The 19,628-nt window shown below is 65.7% G+C and carries 21 protein-coding genes and 1 tRNA gene; 14 read left to right on the top strand and 8 right to left on the bottom strand.

The annotated features are described in order from the left end of the window. Positions 1–200 precede the first annotated feature (200 nt). Entirely contained in the window at positions 201–947 is a 747-nt protein-coding gene (locus MNAB215_RS12415) for a DUF429 domain-containing protein (RefSeq protein ID WP_077079129.1), read from the top strand. Here MNAB215_RS12415 and MNAB215_RS12410 read toward each other — a convergent pair whose 3' ends face one another. Next, a complete protein-coding gene (locus tag MNAB215_RS12410; protein ID WP_077079128.1) occupies positions 948–1,574 on the bottom strand; it encodes a TetR/AcrR family transcriptional regulator in 627 nt (208 codons plus the stop codon). A 51-nt stretch (positions 1,575–1,625) separates the two neighbouring features. On the opposite strand from MNAB215_RS12410, the gene MNAB215_RS12405 reads away from it, so the two are divergent. Then, positions 1,626–2,537: an alpha/beta hydrolase-fold protein gene (locus MNAB215_RS12405; protein WP_077079127.1), complete on the top strand. Its 912-nt coding sequence runs from the start codon at positions 1,626–1,628 to the stop codon at positions 2,535–2,537. Between the two features lie 19 nt (positions 2,538–2,556). Then, entirely contained in the window at positions 2,557–4,140 is a 1,584-nt protein-coding gene (locus tag MNAB215_RS12400; RefSeq protein WP_077079126.1) for a gamma-glutamyltransferase family protein, read from the top strand. Here MNAB215_RS12400 and purD read toward each other — a convergent pair. The 5 genes from purD to MNAB215_RS12375 all read right to left on the bottom strand — a co-directional run bounded on the left by purD (position 4,137) and on the right by MNAB215_RS12375 (position 9,099). Continuing rightward, on the bottom strand, positions 4,137–5,405 hold the full coding sequence (purD, locus tag MNAB215_RS12395; protein WP_077079125.1) for a phosphoribosylamine--glycine ligase: 1,269 nt from the start codon (positions 5,403–5,405) through the stop codon (positions 4,137–4,139). The two genes, MNAB215_RS12400 and purD, sit on opposite strands and share 4 nt — an antisense overlap. A 167-nt stretch (positions 5,406–5,572) precedes the next feature. Next, the gene (locus MNAB215_RS12390) at positions 5,573–6,010 is read right to left on the bottom strand and encodes a carboxymuconolactone decarboxylase family protein (RefSeq protein ID WP_077079124.1); all 438 of its coding nucleotides are present in this window, start codon (positions 6,008–6,010) and stop codon (positions 5,573–5,575) included. Continuing rightward, the gene (locus MNAB215_RS12385) at positions 6,011–6,868 is read right to left on the bottom strand and encodes an NAD(P)-dependent oxidoreductase (RefSeq protein ID WP_077079123.1); all 858 of its coding nucleotides are present in this window, start codon (positions 6,866–6,868) and stop codon (positions 6,011–6,013) included. It abuts the gene before it with no gap. Then, positions 6,865–7,614, bottom strand: coding sequence for an SDR family oxidoreductase (locus MNAB215_RS12380; RefSeq protein WP_077079122.1), 750 nt, complete (start codon positions 7,612–7,614; stop codon positions 6,865–6,867). Before MNAB215_RS12380 ends, MNAB215_RS12385 begins: the two co-directional genes overlap by 4 nt. 18 nt (positions 7,615–7,632) lie before the next feature. Further along, positions 7,633–9,099: an aldehyde dehydrogenase gene (locus tag MNAB215_RS12375; RefSeq protein ID WP_077079121.1), complete on the bottom strand. Its 1,467-nt coding sequence runs from the start codon at positions 9,097–9,099 to the stop codon at positions 7,633–7,635. Between the two features lie 222 nt (positions 9,100–9,321). Between MNAB215_RS12375 and MNAB215_RS12370 the strand changes: the two genes are divergently transcribed. The 9 genes from MNAB215_RS12370 to MNAB215_RS12330 all read left to right on the top strand — a co-directional run bounded on the left by MNAB215_RS12370 (position 9,322) and on the right by MNAB215_RS12330 (position 16,253). Further along, entirely contained in the window at positions 9,322–9,960 is a 639-nt protein-coding gene (locus tag MNAB215_RS12370; RefSeq protein WP_077079120.1) for a TetR/AcrR family transcriptional regulator, read from the top strand. Continuing rightward, positions 9,957–11,174, top strand: coding sequence for a cytochrome P450 (locus MNAB215_RS12365; RefSeq protein WP_077079119.1), 1,218 nt, complete (start codon positions 9,957–9,959; stop codon positions 11,172–11,174). Before MNAB215_RS12370 ends, MNAB215_RS12365 begins: the two co-directional genes overlap by 4 nt. Then, on the top strand, positions 11,175–11,999 hold the full coding sequence (locus MNAB215_RS12360) for an SDR family oxidoreductase (protein WP_077079118.1): 825 nt from the start codon (positions 11,175–11,177) through the stop codon (positions 11,997–11,999). It abuts the gene before it with no gap. Continuing rightward, entirely contained in the window at positions 11,996–13,348 is a 1,353-nt protein-coding gene (locus tag MNAB215_RS12355; RefSeq protein ID WP_077079117.1) for a cytochrome P450, read from the top strand. The genes MNAB215_RS12360 and MNAB215_RS12355 overlap by 4 nt, the downstream gene beginning before the upstream one ends. Positions 13,349–13,354: 6 nt before the next feature. Then, positions 13,355–13,561, top strand: a complete 207-nt coding sequence (locus MNAB215_RS12350; protein WP_077079116.1) for a ferredoxin — start codon at positions 13,355–13,357, stop codon at positions 13,559–13,561. Positions 13,562–13,563: 2 nt separating this feature from the next. After that, positions 13,564–14,109: a nuclear transport factor 2-like protein gene (locus tag MNAB215_RS12345; protein WP_077079115.1), complete on the top strand. Its 546-nt coding sequence runs from the start codon at positions 13,564–13,566 to the stop codon at positions 14,107–14,109. A gap of 153 nt (positions 14,110–14,262) precedes the next feature. Continuing rightward, complete coding sequence (locus MNAB215_RS12340) at positions 14,263–15,390, top strand: NDMA-dependent alcohol dehydrogenase (RefSeq protein ID WP_077079114.1); 1,128 nt, start codon at positions 14,263–14,265, stop codon at positions 15,388–15,390. A 10-nt stretch (positions 15,391–15,400) separates the two neighbouring features. After that, positions 15,401–15,817: a ketosteroid isomerase family protein gene (locus tag MNAB215_RS12335; RefSeq protein WP_077079113.1), complete on the top strand. Its 417-nt coding sequence runs from the start codon at positions 15,401–15,403 to the stop codon at positions 15,815–15,817. A gap of 31 nt (positions 15,818–15,848) precedes the next feature. Beyond that, complete coding sequence (locus MNAB215_RS12330; protein WP_077079112.1) at positions 15,849–16,253, top strand: HIT family protein; 405 nt, start codon at positions 15,849–15,851, stop codon at positions 16,251–16,253. Here the strand turns inward: MNAB215_RS12330 and MNAB215_RS12325 are convergent. Both MNAB215_RS12325 and phoP read right to left on the bottom strand, forming a co-directional pair. After that, positions 16,250–17,677 (bottom strand): sensor histidine kinase, encoded by a 1,428-nt coding sequence (locus MNAB215_RS12325; RefSeq protein WP_077079111.1) that lies wholly within the window; start codon positions 17,675–17,677, stop codon positions 16,250–16,252. The two genes, MNAB215_RS12330 and MNAB215_RS12325, sit on opposite strands and share 4 nt — an antisense overlap. A gap of 110 nt (positions 17,678–17,787) precedes the next feature. Next, a complete protein-coding gene (gene phoP / locus MNAB215_RS12320) occupies positions 17,788–18,507 on the bottom strand; it encodes a two-component system response regulator PhoP (RefSeq protein ID WP_077079110.1) in 720 nt (239 codons plus the stop codon). Positions 18,508–18,666: 159 nt separating this feature from the next. Between phoP and MNAB215_RS12315 the strand changes: the two genes are divergently transcribed. After that, positions 18,667–19,386 (top strand): hypothetical protein, encoded by a 720-nt coding sequence (locus MNAB215_RS12315; protein WP_077079109.1) that lies wholly within the window; start codon positions 18,667–18,669, stop codon positions 19,384–19,386. Between the two features lie 28 nt (positions 19,387–19,414). Next, positions 19,415–19,486, top strand: a tRNA-Thr gene (locus MNAB215_RS12310). Positions 19,487–19,628: the final 142 nt, after the last annotated feature.

Genomic DNA, 19,628 nt, shown 5'->3' with positions numbered 1-19,628 from the left:
CTTACGGTCGGCGGACTCGCATTTTGATGTCTGCTCCGACGAGCACACGATTTGCCCGCCTCGGAGCGACAAATCACCAGGACTCCCGGGTTCCGCGCCGGAAAGCCCCCACTTTGTCGCTCCGAGGCGGGGCACACCGGATATCCCTTGCGGCAGAGGCGATATGACGAACGTGGCGAGAGCGCCAGTAGTCTGTGCCGATGTACTTCGTCGGCGTGGACCTCGCCTGGGGCGTCCGCAACCCGACCGGCGTCGCCGTCGTCGACGATGACGGCCGGCTGGTACATGTCGGCGCGGTGCGCGACGACGACCACATCCTCGCCGCGGTGCGCCCGTACACGCGCGACGTTTGCGTGGTCGGTTTCGATGCGCCTCTGGTCGTGAACAACCCCACCGGCCAGCGTCCCGCCGAGACCGCCCTCAATCGCGACTTCCGCAGGTTCGAGGCCGGCACTCACCCGTGCAACACCGGAAAGCCCGAATTCGCCGACGGTCCGCGCGGCGGACGTCTGGCGCAAGCCCTCGGCCTCGACATGAACCCGCGATCATCCGCTCCGCGGCGCGCCATCGAGGTCTACCCTCATGCGGCGACGGTCGCGTTGTTCCGGCTCGAGCGCACGTTGAAATACAAGGCCAAGCGCGGCCGCGGCGTCGACCAGCTCAAATCCGAGCTGCTGCTGCTCATGGACGGCATCGAGCGGCTCGCACACGCCGATGTGCCGTTGCATGTCACCGGCAGCGCCGCCTGGGTCGAGCTGCGCCGGTGGGTGGTCGCCGCGCAACGCAAAAGCGAGTTGCGCCGCGCCGAGGATCCGGTTGACGCCGTCGTGTGCGCGTATGTCGCCGTGTACGCCCACCGCCGGCCGGCTTCGATCACGATCTACGGCGACGTGGCGACCGGATATATCGTGACGCCGTCGCTGCCGGCTGACCTGCTCAGCCGGTGATCAGATCCGTACGGGCCGCTCGTCAATCGGTGCGAGCACCTCGATGAGATCGACCATTGTGGTCAGCGCCGCCGCGCGCGGATCAGCGCCCTCGACCAGGGCGGTGACCACGGCACCGTCGACGGCGCAGATCAGCGTGCAGACCAACTCGATGTGCACACTGCGGCCCGACCGTTCGATGGCGTCGGCCACCGCCTCGGCGCGCTGCCGCAGGCTGCGGCGCATGGTCTCGCGCAATGCGGGCAGCCGCGTGCAGGCGATATGCCGCTCGTACCGGGATGTCAGCTGCTCGGCGAGTCCGGGACTCGCGAGGTCTCCCACCAGCAGATCAACCAGCAACTCACCGGTGGCCTCGGGCCCGCGGCGCCTGCGCGACAGCGCGTTGACGCGCGACCGCAGCTGCGCCACCTCGATCATCCCGAGATGCTCGACCGCCTTGGCGATCAAGTCATCGAGCGAGGAGAAGTAATAGGTGGTCGAGGCCAGGGGCAAACCCGCCCGACGGGCGACGGCTCGGTGTCGCACCGCCTCGAACCCGCCCTCTTCAAGCAGCTCGGCGGCGGCGCTCACCAGAGCGTACCGTCGACGTTCTCCTTTCGGAGTAGCTGCTGAACTCACGCCGAACATGCTGCCAGTCAAAGTGGTACTGCATTGCCATTTCGGCCAAACGGCCATGGCATGATGGCCCGCATGCCCGACTTGAGCCGCCGCGCCGTGCTCGGTCTAGGTGCCGGCGCCATCCTCGGCGCGGCCGGCGGATATGGGCTCGACAACCTGCTTCGGAGCCAGAAAACGCGGACCATCCCGGTGGCGACGGCCAGCACCCAGGCCCGGTTAGCGCCGCCCCCACCGCTCGAACCGGCCCCCCCGGCCGATCCGGCGCCCACCATGACAACGGGCTCGTTCGTGTCGGCGGCGCGGGGCGGGATATCGACCAACTGGGCTATCGCACGTCCGCCCGGTCAGACCAAGGCGCTGCGGCCGGTCATCGCGTTGCACGGTAAGGGCAGTGACGCGGCCACCGTGATGGCCGGCGGTGTCGAGCAGGGTCTGGCCCAGGCCGTCAACGCGGGGCTGCCGCCGTTCGCGGTGGTGGCCGTCGATGGCGGGGGCGGCTATTGGCATAAGCGGGCGTCCGGCGAGGACAGCGGGGCCATGGTGCTCAATGAGCTGATCCCGATGCTGGACAGCCAGCGTTTGGACACCTCACGGGTGGCGTTCCTGGGCTGGTCGATGGGCGGCTACGGTGCCCTGCTGCTCGGTGGCCGCCTCGGACCGGCACGCACCGCGGCGATTTGCGCGGTGAGCCCGGCGCTGTGGATGTCCTCCGGAGCGGCGGCGCCCGGAGCGTTCGACGGGCCCGACGATTTCGCGGCCAACTCGGTGTTCGGGATGCCCGCCCTGGCATCCATCCCGATCCGGGTGGATTGCGGCGACAGCGATCCGTTCTACTCCGCGACCAAGCAGTTCGTTGCCCAATTGCCGAACCCGCCCGCGGGTGGCTTCTCGCCCGGTGGGCACAATCCAGAGTTCTGGAGTTCGCAACTGCCGGCGGAGCTGACCTGGATGGCGCCGCTGCTTACCGGCTAGCGGCGTTACGCTCGCGGACGTGACCACGCCTTTCAATTGGACCTTGCCCTACGCCTGGCCGCGAAAGCCCGTCCTGGCGGCCAACGTCGTGTGCACATCACAACCACTGGCCGCCCAGGCGGGTCTGCGGATGCTCGCCGAGGGCGGCAGCGCCGCCGACGCCGCCATCGCCACCGCCATCACCCTGACGGTGGTGGAACCGGTTTCCAACGGCATCGGCTCGGACGCGTTCGCCATCGTCTGGGACGGGCAACAATTACACGGCCTCAACGCATCTGGCCGCTCGCCCGCGGGATGGACAGCAGAATATTTCGGCAACAATGCCATTCCCGCCGTCGGCTGGAACTCGGTCACCGTGCCCGGCGCGGTGTCGTCGTGGGTGGAGCTGCACGCCAAGTTCGGAAAGCTGCCCTTCACAAGGCTTTTCGAGCCTGCCATCGCATATGGCCGCGCCGGCTTTCTGGTCTCGCCGACCGTCGCCGCGCAGTGGGCAGAGCAGGTGCCCGTGTTCGCATCACAGCCCGGGTTCGCCGAAGCATTCCTGCCCGCCGGGCGAGCGCCACTGCCCGGCGAGCGGTTCAGGCTTCCCGATCACGCGGCCACGCTGGAGCAGATCGCCGCGACCAACGGCGAGGCGTTCTACCGTGGCGAGCTCGCAGCCAAACTCGAGGCCCACTCGACGGCTCATGGCGGTGTCATGCGCGCCGACGACCTTGCCGCACACCGCGCCGACTGGGTAGGGACCATCAGTGGCACCTACCGCGGTTACACCATCCACGAGATACCACCAAACGGGCAGGGCATTGTCGCCCTGATCGCGCTGGGGATACTGCAGAACTTCGATATGGCCTCGCTGCCAATCGATTCCGTCGACAGCGTGCACCTGCAGATCGAGGCAGTGAAGTTGGCCTTCGCCGACGCCGAGGCCTACGTCGCCGACATCGACGACATGTCGCTACGGCCCGATCAGCTCCTCGATGACGAGTACCTGAAGCAGCGGGCGGCGCTGATCGATCCGAAGCGGGCCAAGCCCGCCGCCGCCGGTGCCCCGAATGGCGGCACGGTATATCTGACCGCCGCAGATGCCGCGGGGATGATGGTGTCGATGATTCAGTCGAACTATATGGGATTCGGCTCCGGCGTGGTGGTGAGCGGCACCGGAATTTCCCTACAGAATCGCGGTGCGAATTTCGTTGCTACATCAGGTCATCCGAACCGAGTCGGTCCGAACAAGCGTCCATACCACACGATCATCCCGGGCTTCGTCACAAAAGACGGCGCGGCGGTGATGAGCTTCGGGGTGATGGGGGGACCGATGCAACCGCAGGGCCACGTCCAAGTCTTGGCGCGCATCGCCGACCACGGACAGAACCCGCAGGCGGCGTGCGACGGCCCCCGGTTCCGCTGGGTGCAGGGCATGCAGGTCAGCTGCGAAAGGGGCTTCCCGCCGGCCACGCTCGACGAACTTCAGCAGCGCGGCCACGACCTACTCGCCGTGGACGACTACAACGCATTCGGTAGCTGCCAAGCGATTTGGCGGCTCGACGAGGGCTATTTCGCTGCCAGCGACCCGCGCCGGGACGGTCAAGCCGCAGCGTTCTAGACGCTGATCTTGCCCTCGGCCGCCCGCAGACCGATATCGCTACGGAAGTGGCTGCCGGGCAGCCGAATTGACTCGATAATCCGATACGCGTCCGCACGCGCCGCGGCCAGGTCGGCGCCGACGCCCACCACCGAGAGAACCCGGCCACCGGAGGAGACGATGGCGCCGTCGTCGCGGCGGGCCGTGCCGGCATGCAGCACGCCATCGGCCTCGGAGCCGACGATGACGTCGCCGACCCGGGGGCGTCCCGGATAGTTCTCGGCGGCCAGCACCACCGTCACGGCAGCGCCGTCGCGCCAGCGCAATTCGCCAAACTCGGCGAGCGTGCCGGCGCCTGCGGCGTGGAGTAGCTGGCCCAGCGGCGAATCCAGCAGGGCGAGCACCGCCTGGGTCTCGGGATCCCCGAAGCGGCAGTTGAATTCGACGACCGCCGGCCCCTTCGTCGTAATGGCAAGGCCGGCGTAGAGCAATCCGGAGAACGGGTTGCCCCGCTTAACCAGTTCGGCCGCAACGGGTTCGACGACGTTGCTGACCACGTCGCGCAGGAGGCTCTCGGGCAGCCACGGCAGCGGCGCGTAGGCCCCCATGCCGCCGGTGTTCAGTCCGGTGTCGCCCTCACCCACTCGCTTGAAGTCCTGTGCCGGCAGCAGCGGCACCACGGTCGCACCGTCGACGACGCAGAACAGTGATACCTCGGGGCCGTCGAGGAAGGACTCCAGCAGCACCGGATGCCCGTCGTCGAGCAGACTCGCCGCATGCGCACGCGCTGCGGCGCGATCGGCCGTCACCACCACACCCTTGCCCGCGGCCAGGCCGTCGTCCTTGACCACCCAGGCCGGATCGCCGGCCGGTGGCCCGAACCGGTCCAGCGCCGCATCCAATTTCGCTGGGCTGTCGACGGTTTCGCTGCGGGCAGTCCGCACGCCCGCCGCGCCCATCACGTCCTTGGCGAAGGCCTTGGAACCCTCGATACGGGCCGCGTCCGCGGAGGGCCCGAAGCAGACGATGCCGGCGGCCCGCACGGCATCGGCGACCCCGGCCACCAGCGGCACCTCAGGACCGATGACCACCAGGTCCGCGGCGACCTCGCGGGCCAGCGCAACGACGTCGTCGCCGGACGCGACGTCGACATCGTGCTGCTCGGCGATTCGTGCCGTACCCGCGTTGCCGGGAGCAACGATTACCGCCGTGACCTGCGGATCCCTGCGAAGCGCCAGCAGCAGGGCATGTTCACGGGCACCGGAGCCGATTACCAGAACGCGCACGACACGTCAGACTAGCCGCAGATGACCGTGGGTGGTCACAGGAGTCGCCGGATTCGGCGGACACAGGCGGTCTGCGACTTGATAGCGAATGCGCTATCACATTTGTGGTTTGGCTGGCCAGAAGTTTCCTGGTGCCATCGGGACTGATGTGACTTGCCGGCCCGACGTTAGTCGAGCGTCTTACCCGAGTTCATCTTGATCGCGGCGTTGACGTTGGCCTTCTTGTCTTCTCCGACGCCCTTCTCCGCGGCCTTCTTGCGCTTGGCGACAACGGTTGAGACCGCGCCATTGAGAGCAGAGCCCAACGGGAAGCCGAGATAGTGGGTGAGGAAGACCGCCATCTCTTTCAGTTCGGTCTCGGTGAGCTCGCCGTTGAGCAGTGCGGCGTTGATCTGGATCTCGGCGAGGTCGCGACTACCGGTAGCAGTCACGGCGGTCAACGTCATGATGCGCTTGTCGCGCATGGACAGCCCCGGTCGTGTCCAGATGTCGCCGAACAGGTGATCAACGGTCAGGTCGAAGAACGCGTCGCCCTCGATGTTGGGCATCTCCCAGCCGTAGACCTCATTCATCTTCTCGAGGCCCTTGCGGCGCAGCTCGTCCATCTACGTCTCTTTCTCTGTATGCGGAACGCCGAGGCCGGCCGCCAGGCGCTCGTATGCTGCCTGAGCCAGCGGCAGGTCGACTGACACCGCCTCACCCAAAGCTAGCGCCAGGCTCAGATCCTTCTCGCCCAGGCCCCGGGTGTGCAGGAAGGGCTGGTACAGGAAGTGGTCCGGCTGAAGGTCTTTCATGTCGTCGCGGACCATGATCGCTCCCGGCCCACTCGTGAGAGCATCGGTGTGGCGCACCACCCTGCCGAGTGCCTGCAGGTCCAGCCCGGCCGCCTCGGCGAGTTTCATGGCCTCGCATGCCGCCACGTACGAGGTGAACGTCAACATGTTGCGGGCCAACTTCATTCGGGTGCCCGCACCAGGTTCGCCGGCATGGATGACCACCGCCGCCCAGTGCTTGAATGCCGGCTTGATCCGTTCGTACACGTCGCGGTCGGCGCCCACCATAGTGGCCAGCTCACCCTTCGCGGCGGCCGCGGCGCCACCGCTGACCGGCGCGTCGACAAGATGGATGCCCTGCTGTTTGAGTTCGGCTGCGAGTTCGACGGCGGTGGTGTCGCTGATGGTCGAGTGAATCGCGATGACCGTTCCCGGCTTGGCGTGCGCCGCCAGCTCGCCAACGACCTCACGCACCTGCGCGTCGTCCAGGACGGTGACATGAACGATGTCGGCGGCGGCGACGTCGGCGACGCTGTCGGCCAGGCTCGCGCCCTTCTCGACCAGCGGCGTCATCGCCTCGGTTCGAATGTCGTAAACCGTGACCCCGCCAGGCCATTCGGTCATCTTGGTGGCCATCGGCGCACCCATATTGCCCAGCCCGATGTAGCCCAGGCGCAATTCGTCACTCATGACCGGAAGATCTGTCCGCCGTCGACGTTGAAGATCTGCCCGGTGATCCAGGACGCCTCGTCCGACAGCAGGAACAGGCACATGCCGACAAGGTCTTCGGGCTGACCCATGCGCGACAACGGAATTCCCTTGACGATATCGGCGACCATCTCCTGCGGGGTGGTGCTCCGATTGGCCTCGGTATCGATGGGGCCCGGGGCGATCGCATTGATCCGGATGTTCTGGCCCCCGAGCTCGGTGGCCAGCTGTTGGGTGAGGCCGTTGATACCGACCTTGGCAAGCCCGTAGAAGTTCGAGTACAACCAGGCCGCGGTGGACGACTGGTTGATGATCGCTCCGCCGCCGCGCTTCGCCATCTTCTTGTACACCGCGCGCGTACACCACAGCGCGCCATCGAGATTGACGCTCATGAACTTCTTGTAATACTCAGGGTCGACAGTAATCAGAAAGTCGAGCTTCATTCCGCCGAAGATCGCGGCATTGTTGACCAGGTAGTCGATGCCGCCGAACTCGGCCAGCGTGCGGTCGGCCATCGCCTTGGCCGACGCCGGATCCGACACGTCGACGGGCAGAGCCAGCGCGGTACCGCCTTCGCCCTTGATCCCGTCGGCCACCTTCTCGGCGCCCGCCACGTTGATGTCGGCGACGACGACCGCCGCGCCCTCCCGGGCGAGCGCCTCGGCATAGGCCTGCCCGATACCGCCACCCGACCCGGTGACGATAGCGACCTTGTTCTCAAATCTCATGCTCTCGAGCTCCTCTGGTTAGACGGCTGTCGCAATGGTCTTGGTTTCCAGGTACTCCTCGAAACCGGCCAGACCCATCTCGCGGCCGTTCCCGGACTGCTTGTACCCGCCGAATGGCGCGTCGGCTGAATACCAAACGCCGCCATTGACATTGATCGTGCCGGCCCGGATCCGCGAAGCGACCCCGGCCGCCCTGGCCGGGTCAGCGCCGAACACGGTGCCCGACAAGCCGTACGGCGAGTCGTTGGCGATGCGCACGGCGTCGTCGTCGCCGTCGTAGGCAATCACCGTCAGGACAGGACCGAAGATCTCCTCGCGCGCACAGCGCGCGTCGTTGCCCAGGCCCGCGATCACGGTGGGCTCGATGAAGAAGCCGACTTCCCGATCGGCGGGCCGGCCGCCACCGGTTGCGAAGGTCCCGCCCTCGGCGATCGCCGAGTCGAGGTAGCCCTGGATCCGGTCGCGCTGGCGCGCCGAAATCACTGGACCACAAATGGTTCCCTTGTCGGTGGGGTCGCCGGCCTTGATGCCGCCCATCGTTGCGGCGGCGATGGCGACGGCCTCGTCATATTTCGCGCGCGGGACGAGCAGCCGGGTGGTGATGGCGCAGCCCTGCCCCGCATGCATGCACACGGAGAACCCGGCCACGCCCACCGCGCCGCCCAGGTCGGCGTCGTCGAGCACGATGAACGCCGACTTGCCGCCCAGCTCGAGGAACACCCTCTTGATGGTCGGGGCGCCGTCGGCCATCACGGCGCGGCCGGTGGCCGTTGACCCGGTGAACGAGACCATGTCCACCCGAGGGTCTTTCGACAGCAGCGCGCCAACGCTGTGGTCGCTGGAGGTGACGATGTTGATCACGCCGGGCGGAAAGTCGGTGTGTTCGGCGATGAGTTCGCCCAGCACGGCGGCGCACCAGGGCGTGTCGGGGGCGGGTTTCAAGATGACGGTGTTCCCGGCGGCCAGCGCGGGCCCGATCTTCGCCAGGTTGATTTGGTGGGGGAAGTTCCACGGGGTGATGGCGCCGACCACACCGACGGCCTCACGAGCGATGGTGCGCCGGGTCGGGATGCCCATCGGCGACGCCTCGCCGAGATCCTGGCTGTACTCATAGGATTCGGCGGTATCGGCCGCAAACGACAGGTCGTTGACCGGAACTTCGAGCTGAGCGATCCCGGTGAGCATCCGTGGCGCGCCGACTTCGGCGATGGTCAGGTCGCGCAGCTCCTCGAGGTGCTGCTTCATGGCCTCCTGCAACTGCCGCACGCACCGCACCCGCAACTCGGTGTTGCGCGACCAATCGGTGTCGTCGAAAGCGCGCCGCGCGGCATCGATGGCGCGGCCCATGTCGTCGATGCCGGCGTCGGCCGCGACTCCCAACACCTCCTCGGTGGCCGGGTTGATCGTCGGGAAGGTCCCGGCGCTGCCGGTCGACACCTTGCCGTCGATAAAGAGTCCGCTGACACCGTCGGCCAACAAGGCCATCTCCCGCTCCCGTCTATGCGTGGCAAATCCAGGGTGAAATCTGCTAGGCAATCTAAGTGGACAGTTGTCCGATATTGCCCCATCGCACGATAGACCTCAGGTCGTCGGCGGTGCAAGAGGCGAACTCGACCGCGAGGACGAAGATCCGAAAAACAGCTCATTAACCCCCATATTTGACTGACGGGCTTGCTTCGTATCGCATCTTTCCGATAGCTTGGACATGTGTCCAGCGATGCCGTGGTTACGGTCACATCCCCGGCCGAGCAACCGCCCGGTCAGGCCACGCGCAACCGTCGCCAAGAGGAGACCTTCCGCAAGGTGCTCGCCGCCGGCATCGAAACCCTTCGCGAAAAGTCGTACGGGGACCTGACGGTGCGCGCGGTCGCCGCCCGCGCCAAAGTCGCCCCGGCCACCGCCTACACCTATTTCTCGTCGAAGAATCATTTGATCGCCGAGGTCTACCTCGATCTGGTCCGGCAGGTCCCGTATTTCACCGACGTCAACGACCCCATGCCGACGCGCGTGGACAAGGTGTTGCGCCATCTGGCACTGGTGGTCGCCGATGAGCCCGAGGTCGGGGCTGCCTGCACGACGGCGTTGCTCGGCGCCGGCACCGATCCCGCCGTGGGCGCCGCACGTGACCGGATCGGCGCCGAGATTCACCGCCGCATCGCGACCGCCATCGGACCCGGCGCCGACCCCAGCACGGTGTCAGCGCTCGAGATGACGTTCTTCGGCGCACTCGTACAGGCCGCCAGTGGCCAATTCACTTATCACCAGATCGCCGACCGGTTGGCTTATGTGGTGAGTCAGCTCTTGCCCGGCGCCGGAACGACAGGCCAGGAGACAACAGCCCAATGACTGTCCATGCTGGAGACCACGAACTGGTTCTCGATCCTTACAACTACGACTTCCACGAGGACCCCTACCCGTACTACAAGCGGCTGCGCGACGAGGCCCCGCTGTATCGCAATGAGGAGCTTGGCTTTTGGGCCTTGTCCAGGCACGCCGACGTCCACCAGGGGTTCCGCAACAGCACCACGCTGTCCAACCGCTTCGGCGTCTCGCTGGACCCCGCGGCGAGGGGTCCACACGCCTCGAAGACCATGTCGTTCCTGGCGATGGACGACCCGGCACACCTGCGGCTGCGTACTCTGGTGTCAAAAGGCTTCACGCCAAGGCGGATTCGTGAGCTCGAGCCCCGAGTCACCGAGATAGCGCACCAGCACCTCGACGTCATGGTGGAGAGAGCAGCCGACGGAGTTGTCGACTACGTGAACGAGTTCGCCGGCAAGCTCCCGATGGACGTCATCTCCGAACTGATGGGGGTCCCCGAGCCGGATCGAGACCAGGTGCGGGCCTGGGCCGACGGCGTCATGCACCGCGACGAGGGCGTCACCGACGTTCCGGCCGCCGCGGTCGAGGCGTCGATCAACCTGATCGTCTACTACCAGGAGATGGTCGCCGAGCGCCGCGAGAAGCCGACCGACGACCTGACGACCGCGCTGCTGGAAGCCGAGATCGACGGCGACCGCCTCACCGACGACGAAGTCCTCGGCTTCATGTTCTTGATGGTGATCGCCGGCAACGAGACCACCACCAAACTCCTTGCCAATGCCGCATTTTGGGGCCACAAGAACCCCGACCAGTTGACCCCGGTCTACGCGGACCTCTCGCTGGTGCCGGCGTGGGTGGAGGAGACACTGCGCTATGACACCTCGAGCCAGATCCTGGCCCGCACCGTCGCCGGCGAGCTGACGCTCTACGACACCACGATCCCCGACGGCGACATCCTGCTGCTGCTGCCCGGGTCGGGGCATCGCGACGAGCGGGTGTTCGAGAACCCCGACGACTATGTGATCGGCCGCGAAATCGGGCCTAAGCTCCTGAGTTTCGGCAGCGGCGCGCACTTCTGCCTGGGCGCGCACCTGGCCAGGATGGAGGCCCGGGTGGCGCTCACCGAACTGTTCAAACGGATCAAGGGCTTCGATGTCGACGAGGCCAACTCAGTTCGTGTCCATTCCAGCAGTGTGCGCGGGTTCGCACACCTACCGATGACTTTGGAGGTTGCCTAAATGCCCCGCTTTGCCCCCCTTCCCGAACGCCGGCCGGCAATCGTTGCCGGCGCCTCCTCCGGCATCGGAGAGGCCACCGCCGTCGAACTCGCGGCGCACGGCTTCCCGGTCGCGCTGGGCGCGCGCCGGGTCGAGAAGCTCGACGACATCGTCGGCAAGATCAACGCCGAGGGCGGCGAGGCGGTCGGATTCCACCTGGACGTCACCGATCCCAACTCAGTGAAATCCTTTGTCGCACAGTCGGTCGATGCGCTCGGTGACATCGAGATACTGGTGGCCGGCGCCGGCGATACCTACTTCGGCAAGCTCGCCGAGATCAGCACCGACGAGTTCGAGTCGCAGCTGCAGATCCACCTCATCGGCGCAAACCGGCTGGCCACCGCGGTGCTGCCGGGGATGCTCGACCGGCAGCGCGGCGACCTGATCTTCGTCGGCTCAGACGTGGCCCTACGCCAGCGACCGCACATGGGTGCCTATGGCGCGGCCAAGGCCGCGCTCGTCGCGATGGTCAACAACTTGCAGATGGAGCTCGAAGGCACCGGAGTGCGGGCCTCGATCGTGCACCCGGGTCCGACGAAGACCTCGATGGGCTGGAGCCTGCCGGCCGACAAGATCGGCCCGGCGCTCGAGGACTGGGCCAAGTGGGGCCAGGCCCGCCACGACTACTTCCTGCGCGCCGCGGATCTGGGACGTGCCATCAGGTTCGTCGCCGAGACACCGCGCGGCGGCTTCATCGCAAACATGGAGCTTCAGCCCGAAGCCCCGTTGGCCACGACCAAAGAACGCCAACAACTGAAACTGGATGAGAAGGCATTGGATTCATGACGACTGCTATCGTGCCGCGGGTTTCCGGCGGCGAAGAAGAGCACGGCCACCTCGAGGAATTCCGCACCGACCCAATCGGTTTGATGAAGCGTATCCGCGAGGAGTGCGGTGATGTCGGCTGGTTCCAGCTCGTCGACAAGCACGTCATCTTCCTGTCCGGCGCCGACGCCAACGAGTTCTTCTTCCGGTCCGCCGACGAGGATCTCGACCAGGCCGAGGCATATCCGTTCATGACGCCGATCTTCGGCAAGGGCGTGGTGTTCGACGCCAGCCCGGAGCGGCGCAAGGAGATGCTGCACAACTCCGCGCTGCGCGGCGAGCAGATGAAGGGTCACGCCGCCACCATCGAGGGCGAAGTCAAGAAGATGATCGCCAACTGGGGCGACGAGGGTGAGATCGAGCTGCTCGACTTCTTCGCCGAGCTGACCATCTACACCTCGACGGCCTGCCTGATCGGCCTGAAGTTCCGCGAGCAGCTCGATCACCGGTTCGCGGAGTACTACCACCAGTTGGAGCGCGGCACCGACCCGCTCTGCTACGTCGACCCGTACCTACCGATCGAGAGCTTCCGTCTTCGCGATGAGGCGCGCGTCAAACTCGTTGCGCTGGTGCAGGAGATCATGGATCAGCGTCTGGCCAATCCGCCGAAGGACAAGGCCGACCGCGACATGCTCGACGTGCTGGTGTCGATCAAGGACGAGGACGGAAACCCACGATTCTCTGCCGACGAGGTCACCGGGATGTTCATCTCGCTGATGTTCGCCGGGCACCACACCAGTGCGGGGACCTCGGCGTGGACGCTGATCGAGTTGATCCGCCACCCCGACGTGTACGCCGAGGTGCAGGCCGAGCTCGACGAGCTGTACGCCGACGGCCAGGAGGTGAGTTTCCATGCGCTGCGCCAGATTCCGAAGCTGGACAACGTGGTCAAGGAGACCCTGCGGCTACACCCGCCGCTGATCATCCTGATGCGGGTCGCCCAGGGCGAGTTCGAGGTCGAGGGTTTCCCGATCCACAAGGGAGACTTCGTCGCGGCCTCGCCGGCGATCAGCAACCGAATTCCGGAGGACTTCCCCGACCCGGACGCCTTCAAGCCGGACCGCTACAACAAGCCCGAGCAGGCCGACGTGGTGAACCGGTGGACGTGGATTCCGTTCGGCGCGGGCCGACACCGTTGCGTCGGTGCGGCGTTCGCGCAGATGCAGATCAAGGCGATCTTCTCGGTTCTGTTGCGCGAGTACGAGTTTGAGATGGCACAGCCCGCTGACAGCTACCACAATGACCACTCCAAGATGGTCGTGCAGCTTGCCAGGCCGGCCAAGGCGCGCTACCGCAAGCGGAAAGCCTGACCGGTCATGGGTTTTCGGATCGAAGTTGATCTGGACTTGTGTCAGGGCCACGCCATGTGCGAACTGGAGGCGCCCGACTACTTCCAGGTGCCCAAGCGGGGCAAGGTCGAGATCATCGACCCCGAACCGCCCGAAGACGCCCGCGACGAAGTCGAGCGCGCGGTCGATATGTGCCCAACGCATGCCCTGTTCATCAAAGAGAAAGAAGACTGACAATGGCGTCACACTCCCGCGCGGAACTCGAGGCATGGGCCGACCGCTGGCTGCAGGCCAACAAGGACTGCGAAAAAGCCGGTGACTGGAAGCCGCTGGCGGACTTCTACACCGATGACGCCACCTACGGCTGGAACATCGGCCCCAAAGAAGACGTGATGTGCGTCGGCATCGACGAGATCCGCGACGTCGCACTGGGTCTGGAGATGGAAGGCCTGGAGAACTGGGTGTACGAGTACCAGAAGGTGCTGATCGACGAGAAGCAGGGCGAGATCGTCGGCTTCTGGAAGCAGATCATCAACAAGACCGACGGCACCCGGGACGAGATCTACGGCATCGGCGGCAGCTGGTTCCGGCTCAACGCCGACGCCAAGATCGAATGGCAGCGCGACTTCTTCGACTTCGGTCACGTCGCGAAGGGGTTCGCGAGCCTGATCGAATCCGGCGATCTCAGCCCCGGCATGCAAAAGCGGATCGAGCGCAGCGTCGCCGGCGAGAAGCTGCCCGGCTACTACCCGCTGGGTCAAGCGCCCTCCCCGATCTGGTGATCTCCCGACCGGTTGGTGGTCCCCCGGGTGTTTACTCCTCGGTGACGCACGTCATAATGGTGTCCGAATGAGAACACGTTCTAAATTGCCGTACCGCACCGGTCGGTCCCTTTCCCCGACACTCGGGTCAGGGCATGCTGATGGAGGTCTTTCATGAAAACAAAAGGCGCGCTGATCTGGGAATTCAATCAGCCGTGGTCGATCGAGGAGATCGAGATCGGCGACCCCGTCAAGGACGAGGTCAAGATCCAGATGGAAGCGGCCGGCATGTGCCATTCCGACCACCATCTAGTTACGGGCGGCATCCCGATGGGTGGCTTCCCGGTGCTCGGCGGACATGAGGGTGCGGGCATCGTCACCGAGGTCGGCCCCGGCGTGGAAGACCTCGCCCCGGGTGACCACGTGGTGCTGTCATTCATCCCTTCCTGCGGGCAATGTCCGACCTGTCAGTCCGGCATGCGCAACCTCTGCGACCTGGGTGCCGGGCTGCTCGGCGGCGCGGCGGTATCCGACGGCACGTTCCGCATCCAGGCGCGCGGCCAGAACGTCTTCCCCATGACGCTGCTTGGCACGTTCTCGCCGTACATGGTCGTGCACCGCAGCTCGGTGGTGAAGATCGATGAGTCCGTGCCGTTCGAGGTCGCTGCCCTGGTGGGCTGCGGCATCACCACCGGCTACGGCTCCGCGGTGCGCAGCGCCGACATCCGGCCGGGCCAGGACGTCGCGATCGTCGGTGTCGGCGGCGTCGGCATGGCAGCACTGCAGGGCGCGGTGAACGCGGGTGCCCGGTACATCTTCGCGATCGACCCAGTGGAGTGGAAGCGCGACCAGGCCCTGAAGTTCGGTGCCACCCACGTCTACCCCGACATCTTCGCCGCGATGGCCGGTATGGCCGAGGTCACCTGGGGTCTGATGGCCCACAAGGTCATCGTCACCGTCGGTGAGCTGCACGGCGCCGACGTCGACAACTACCTGAACATCACCCAAAAGGGTGGCACCTGCGTGCTGACGGCCATCGGCAGCCTGCTGGACACCAACGTCAACCTGAACCTGGCGATGCTGACCCTGATGCAGAAGAACCTCCAGGGCACCATCTTCGGCGGTGGGAACCCGCAATACGACATCCCGCAGCTGCTGTCGATGTACAAGGTCGGCAAGCTGAACCTGGACGACATGATCACCCGCCAGTACAAGCTGGAGCAGATCAACGACGGCTACCAGGACATGTTGGACGGCAAGAACATTCGGGGTGTCATCCGGTTCACCGACGCCGACCGGTAAGGGCACGACCATGACCCAAACCGCCCAATCCGCTGCACTGACGGCGTCGCAGTCGTCCTGGCGCTGCGCACAAGGCAAAGACCGGGACGGCTGGCTGGCACTGATGACCGACGATGTGGTCATCGAAGACCCGATCGGCAAGTCCGTCACCAACCCCGACGGCACCGGGGTGCGCGGCAAGGAGGCCGTCGGCGCGTTCTTCGACAACAACATCGCCCAGAACCAGCTCACCATTACCTGCGAGGAGACCTTCCCGTCGAGCTCACCCGACGAGATCGCTCATATTCTGGTGCTGCAGAGCAAGTTTGAGGGCGGGATGACCAGCAAGGTGCGCGGCGTCTTCACCTATAAGGTCAACGACGCCGGGCTGATCACCAACATGCGCGGGTACTGGAACCTCGACGTCATGGAGTTCGGCCAGGAGTAGCCAGCCGATCCGGCCGCCCTATGCTGGGCCCATGGCATCGATCTTCACCAAGATCATCAACCGTGAACTACCCGGCCGTTTCGTTTACGAGGACGACGATGTTGTCGCGTTCCTGACCATCGAACCGATGACGCAGGGCCACACACTGGTGGTGCCGCGCGCCGAGATCGATCAGTGGCAGGCCGTCGAGGAGGGCGCGTTCGCTCGCGTCATGGGGGTGAGCCAGCTGATCGGCAAGGCCGTCTGCAAGGCGTTCCGGGCCGAGCGGGCCGGGTTGATCATCGCTGGGCTGGAAGTGCCGCACCTGCATGTGCACGTCTTCCCCACCCGCAGCCTCAGCGACTTCGGCTTCGCCAACGTCGACCACAACCCGTCACCGGAATCCCTCGACGCGGCACAAGCCAAGATCAAGGCGGCGTTAGAACAGCTGGCTTAGCCCACCTGGGCGGGGACATCGCTGACGCGCGGCAGTGTGACGCGAAAGCAGCAACCTTCACCGGGTGCGGTTTTCACGGTGACGACACCGCCGTGTGCCTGGACCAGCGAGTTGACGATCGATAGTCCCAGTCCGGTACCGCCGCTGGCCCGTGCCCGCGACGAGTCGGTGCGATAGAACCGCTCAAACACCCGCGACGCGTCCTGCTGGTTCATGCCGGGTCCCTGATCGGCCACTTCGATCACTGCGTCGTCGCCCTCGGTGCCGACCCGGACGACGACGGCGGCGCTGGTCGGCGTGTGCTGCAACGCGTTGGCGACCAGGTTGCTGAGCACCTGACGGATCCGCGCCTCATCACCGAGCACCTCGGGGGTGCCGGGACCGTCGAGGACTTCCACGGTGATGCTGCGCCGGGGATCGATGGCCTGCCCGTCGTGCACGGCATCGCTGGCCAGCGCCAACAGGTCAACTCGGTGGTGTTCCAGCGGCCGCTGCACATCGAGGCGGGCGAGCAGCAGGAGGTCGTCGACCAGCAAGCCCATCCGGCCGGCCTCGCTTTCGATCCTCGACAGCAGCATCGACACATCGCGGGTGGCTCCCTGCCGATACAGTTCGGCGAAGCCGCGGATGGTGGTCAGCGGCGTGCGCAGTTCGTGGCTGGCGTCGGTGATGAACCGTCGCATGCGGTCTTCCGATCCGCGGGCTTTTTCAGCCGAGGCCTCCGAGGAGGCCATCGCCTCTTGAATCTGGGCGAGCATTCCGTTGAGCGCCAACGAAAGTCGCCCCACTTCAGTCCGGGGATCCCGTTGCGAAACACGACGATCCCATTGGCCGGCGGCAATCGCCGCGGCGGTTTGTTCGACCTCGGCCAACGGCCGCAGGCTGCGCTGGACGACCGCAAAGCCCGCGATTCCAACGACCACCAGCACGGCCACGCCGATGCCCACTTGCAGCCAGACCAGCGACCGGACCGTCTGGTCGACGTCGGACAGGTCGACGGCCACGGTGGTCAAGCCGTGGGGCCCTCGCACCGTCACCGCCCGCCATTGAATCTGGGAGCCGTTGACCGACGGCAGCGTCGTCGGATTGGGACCTACGTCGTTGCCCGGCGGCAGCGCTGGTTCGGCGTTGCGGTCGTTGATGGCCGTGAAAGGTTCGCCGTCGTTGTCGATGCCGCGCACGTAGAACTTCGACGGCGGCCGCTCGGGGTCCGAACCCAGATAGGGGCGCGGTGGGCGGCGCGGGGCGACGGCCCAGCTACGGGATGCCTCGAGCAAGGTCTGGTCGATGCGGCTGACCAGGCTGTGCTTCAGGATCGAGGTGACCATGATCCCCGAGATAGCCAGACCACAGGCGACCAGGACAAGGGTGGCGGCGACCAGGCCCACCCGCAGTGGCAAACCCCGCCGATGTTGAGTGGCCATACCTTCAACCAATCTTCACTGGCTAATTGCGCGCAAGCTTAGCGCGGCTCGCGCAGCACATATCCGACTCCGCATTAGCGGGGCTCGCGCAGCACATATCCGACTCCGCATTAGCGGGGCTCGCGCAGCACATATCCGACGCCCCGCAGGGTATGCAGCAACCTTTTCTCGCCGGTGTCGATCTTGCGGCGCAGATACGACACATAGGACTCGACGACGTTGACGTCGCCGCCGAAGTCGTAACGCCAGACGTGGTCGAGAATCTTCGGCTTGCTCAGCACGGTGCCCGCGTTGATCACGAAGTAGCGCAGCAACGTGAATTCGGTGGGCGACAGCGATATCGGCTCGCCGGCCTTCCACACCTCATGAGTTTCCTCGTCGAGTTCGATATCGGCGAAACTCAGGCGGGCATTGCGGGGTTCGGCGCCGCCCTTACCGGCCCGCCGCAGGATGACCCGGAGTCGGGCGACGACCTCCTCCAGGCTGAACGGCTTCGTCACGTAGTCGTCGCCACCGAGGGTCAGACCCGCGATCTTGTCCTGCAGGGAATCGCGGGCGGTCAGGAACAACGCCGGGGCATCGATGCCGTCGGCCCGCAACCGCCGCAGCACCCCGAAGCCATCCATGCCGGGCATCATCACGTCGAGGATCACGGCGTCGGGCCGGGCTTCACGGGCACGGTCCAAGGCTTGGGCGCCGTTGGTCGCCGTCGCAACCTCAAATCCCTGGAACTTCAGGCTCACCGAGAGCAGCTCGACGATGTTGGCCTCATCGTCCACCACGAGCACACGTGCCTCCGGTTTGGTTTCGGTTTGGGTCGCCGCCGTCATTGGTCACACTTCCATCTCTAACTTGAGTATTGCCTTCGCAATCATTGTGTAATTGCTGGGAGCTCGTTGCCAACCGTCTGCAAGTAGTCTGCCAGAAATGTTTGCGTTTGCTTTGACGGGCCTGGGTTTATAGGGGCGCGTCGTGCATAAACTCGAGGTATGAATCTCGCCAAAAGCATGGTGGCTGTCGCAACCGCCCCCGCACGGGTGGGCCTTGCCGCCGCGGAGGCGAGCCTGAACCTCGCGAGTGTGGCGGTCGGTGTGGCCAAACGGTCGTTGGGTGAGGGAGACGGCAGGACGAACGCCGTGACCTCCATGCTGGGGATCGACGACACGATCCTTCGGGCCAATCGGATTGCCAGACTTTTGGACGACGATGCGCCACTGGGACGCGCGGTGGCTCCCGACGGGCCGATCGACCGCTTGCTTCGTCCGGGCGGGGTGGTCGACATGTTGACGTCGGAGGGCGGTTTGCTCGACCGCCTCACTGCCGAAGGCGGCGGACTGAATCGCGCGCTGCAGCCAGGTGGGCTGGCCGATCAGCTACTGGCGGAGGCAGGGTTGATCGATCGGCTGCTGTCCGAGGATGGGCTCGCCGATCGGCTGCTGTCCGAAGGCGGACTGGTCGACAAGCTGACCGCCAAAAACGGCCCACTGGACCAACTTGCCGACGTCGCCGACACCCTGGCCCGGCTGACGCCGGGGATGGAAGCCCTCGAACCGGCCATCGCCACGCTGCAGGACGCGGTCATGGCGCTCACCATGGTGGTCAATCCGCTGAGTAGTATCGCCGACCGCATCCCGCTGCCCGGCCGCCGACCACGTCGCTCGCCGTCGCGCCCGGTGCCGTCACAGCGCATCATCGACAGCGACGGGTGACCCGTTAGGCTGTCACCCGATTTACCCGGCCTCCTTAGCTCAGTGGTAGAGCACTCGCCTTGTAAGCGAGCGGTCGTCAGTTCAATCCTGACAGGAGGCTCGACAAAAACGCAGATCAAAGCTGCTATCTCGCGATCCTGCAGCAATCAAGATGGCACTCTTGCCGTCATTTGCCGTCAACTTGATCCTTGCCGTCAACGCCGGGAGGCGGAAATTGACTTCGACCCGCACGTGGGGACGAA

It is taken from the genome of Mycobacterium numidiamassiliense (assembly GCF_900157365.1).
Taxonomy (GTDB): domain Bacteria; phylum Actinomycetota; class Actinomycetes; order Mycobacteriales; family Mycobacteriaceae; genus Mycobacterium; species Mycobacterium numidiamassiliense.
Note: the sequence above shows the minus strand (reverse complement) of the source record. Positions and strands in the feature narration are given on the sequence as shown.

Bases quoted from the DNA above. Each gene is read 5' to 3' on its own strand.
- MNAB215_RS12415 (WP_077079129.1), top strand. From the start codon at position 201: ATGTACTTCGTCGGCGTGGACCTCGCCTGGGGCGTCCGCAACCCGACC.
- MNAB215_RS12410 (WP_077079128.1), bottom strand. From the start codon at position 1,574: ATGTTCGGCGTGAGTTCAGCAGCTACTCCGAAAGGAGAACGTCGACGG.
- MNAB215_RS12405 (WP_077079127.1), top strand. From the start codon at position 1,626: ATGATGGCCCGCATGCCCGACTTGAGCCGCCGCGCCGTGCTCGGTCTA.
- MNAB215_RS12390 (WP_077079124.1), bottom strand. From the start codon at position 6,010: ATGGACGAGCTGCGCCGCAAGGGCCTCGAGAAGATGAATGAGGTCTAC.
- MNAB215_RS12385 (WP_077079123.1), bottom strand. From the start codon at position 6,868: ATGAGTGACGAATTGCGCCTGGGCTACATCGGGCTGGGCAATATGGGT.
- MNAB215_RS12380 (WP_077079122.1), bottom strand. From the start codon at position 7,614: ATGAGATTTGAGAACAAGGTCGCTATCGTCACCGGGTCGGGTGGCGGT.
- MNAB215_RS12375 (WP_077079121.1), bottom strand. From the start codon at position 9,099: ATGGCCTTGTTGGCCGACGGTGTCAGCGGACTCTTTATCGACGGCAAG.
- MNAB215_RS12365 (WP_077079119.1), top strand. From the start codon at position 9,957: ATGACTGTCCATGCTGGAGACCACGAACTGGTTCTCGATCCTTACAAC.
- MNAB215_RS12360 (WP_077079118.1), top strand. From the start codon at position 11,175: ATGCCCCGCTTTGCCCCCCTTCCCGAACGCCGGCCGGCAATCGTTGCC.
- MNAB215_RS12355 (WP_077079117.1), top strand. From the start codon at position 11,996: ATGACGACTGCTATCGTGCCGCGGGTTTCCGGCGGCGAAGAAGAGCAC.
- MNAB215_RS12350 (WP_077079116.1), top strand. From the start codon at position 13,355: ATGGGTTTTCGGATCGAAGTTGATCTGGACTTGTGTCAGGGCCACGCC.
- MNAB215_RS12345 (WP_077079115.1), top strand. From the start codon at position 13,564: ATGGCGTCACACTCCCGCGCGGAACTCGAGGCATGGGCCGACCGCTGG.
- MNAB215_RS12340 (WP_077079114.1), top strand. From the start codon at position 14,263: ATGAAAACAAAAGGCGCGCTGATCTGGGAATTCAATCAGCCGTGGTCG.
- MNAB215_RS12335 (WP_077079113.1), top strand. From the start codon at position 15,401: ATGACCCAAACCGCCCAATCCGCTGCACTGACGGCGTCGCAGTCGTCC.
- MNAB215_RS12330 (WP_077079112.1), top strand. From the start codon at position 15,849: ATGGCATCGATCTTCACCAAGATCATCAACCGTGAACTACCCGGCCGT.
- MNAB215_RS12325 (WP_077079111.1), bottom strand. From the start codon at position 17,677: ATGGCCACTCAACATCGGCGGGGTTTGCCACTGCGGGTGGGCCTGGTC.
- phoP (WP_077079110.1), bottom strand. From the start codon at position 18,507: ATGACGGCGGCGACCCAAACCGAAACCAAACCGGAGGCACGTGTGCTC.
- MNAB215_RS12315 (WP_077079109.1), top strand. From the start codon at position 18,667: ATGAATCTCGCCAAAAGCATGGTGGCTGTCGCAACCGCCCCCGCACGG.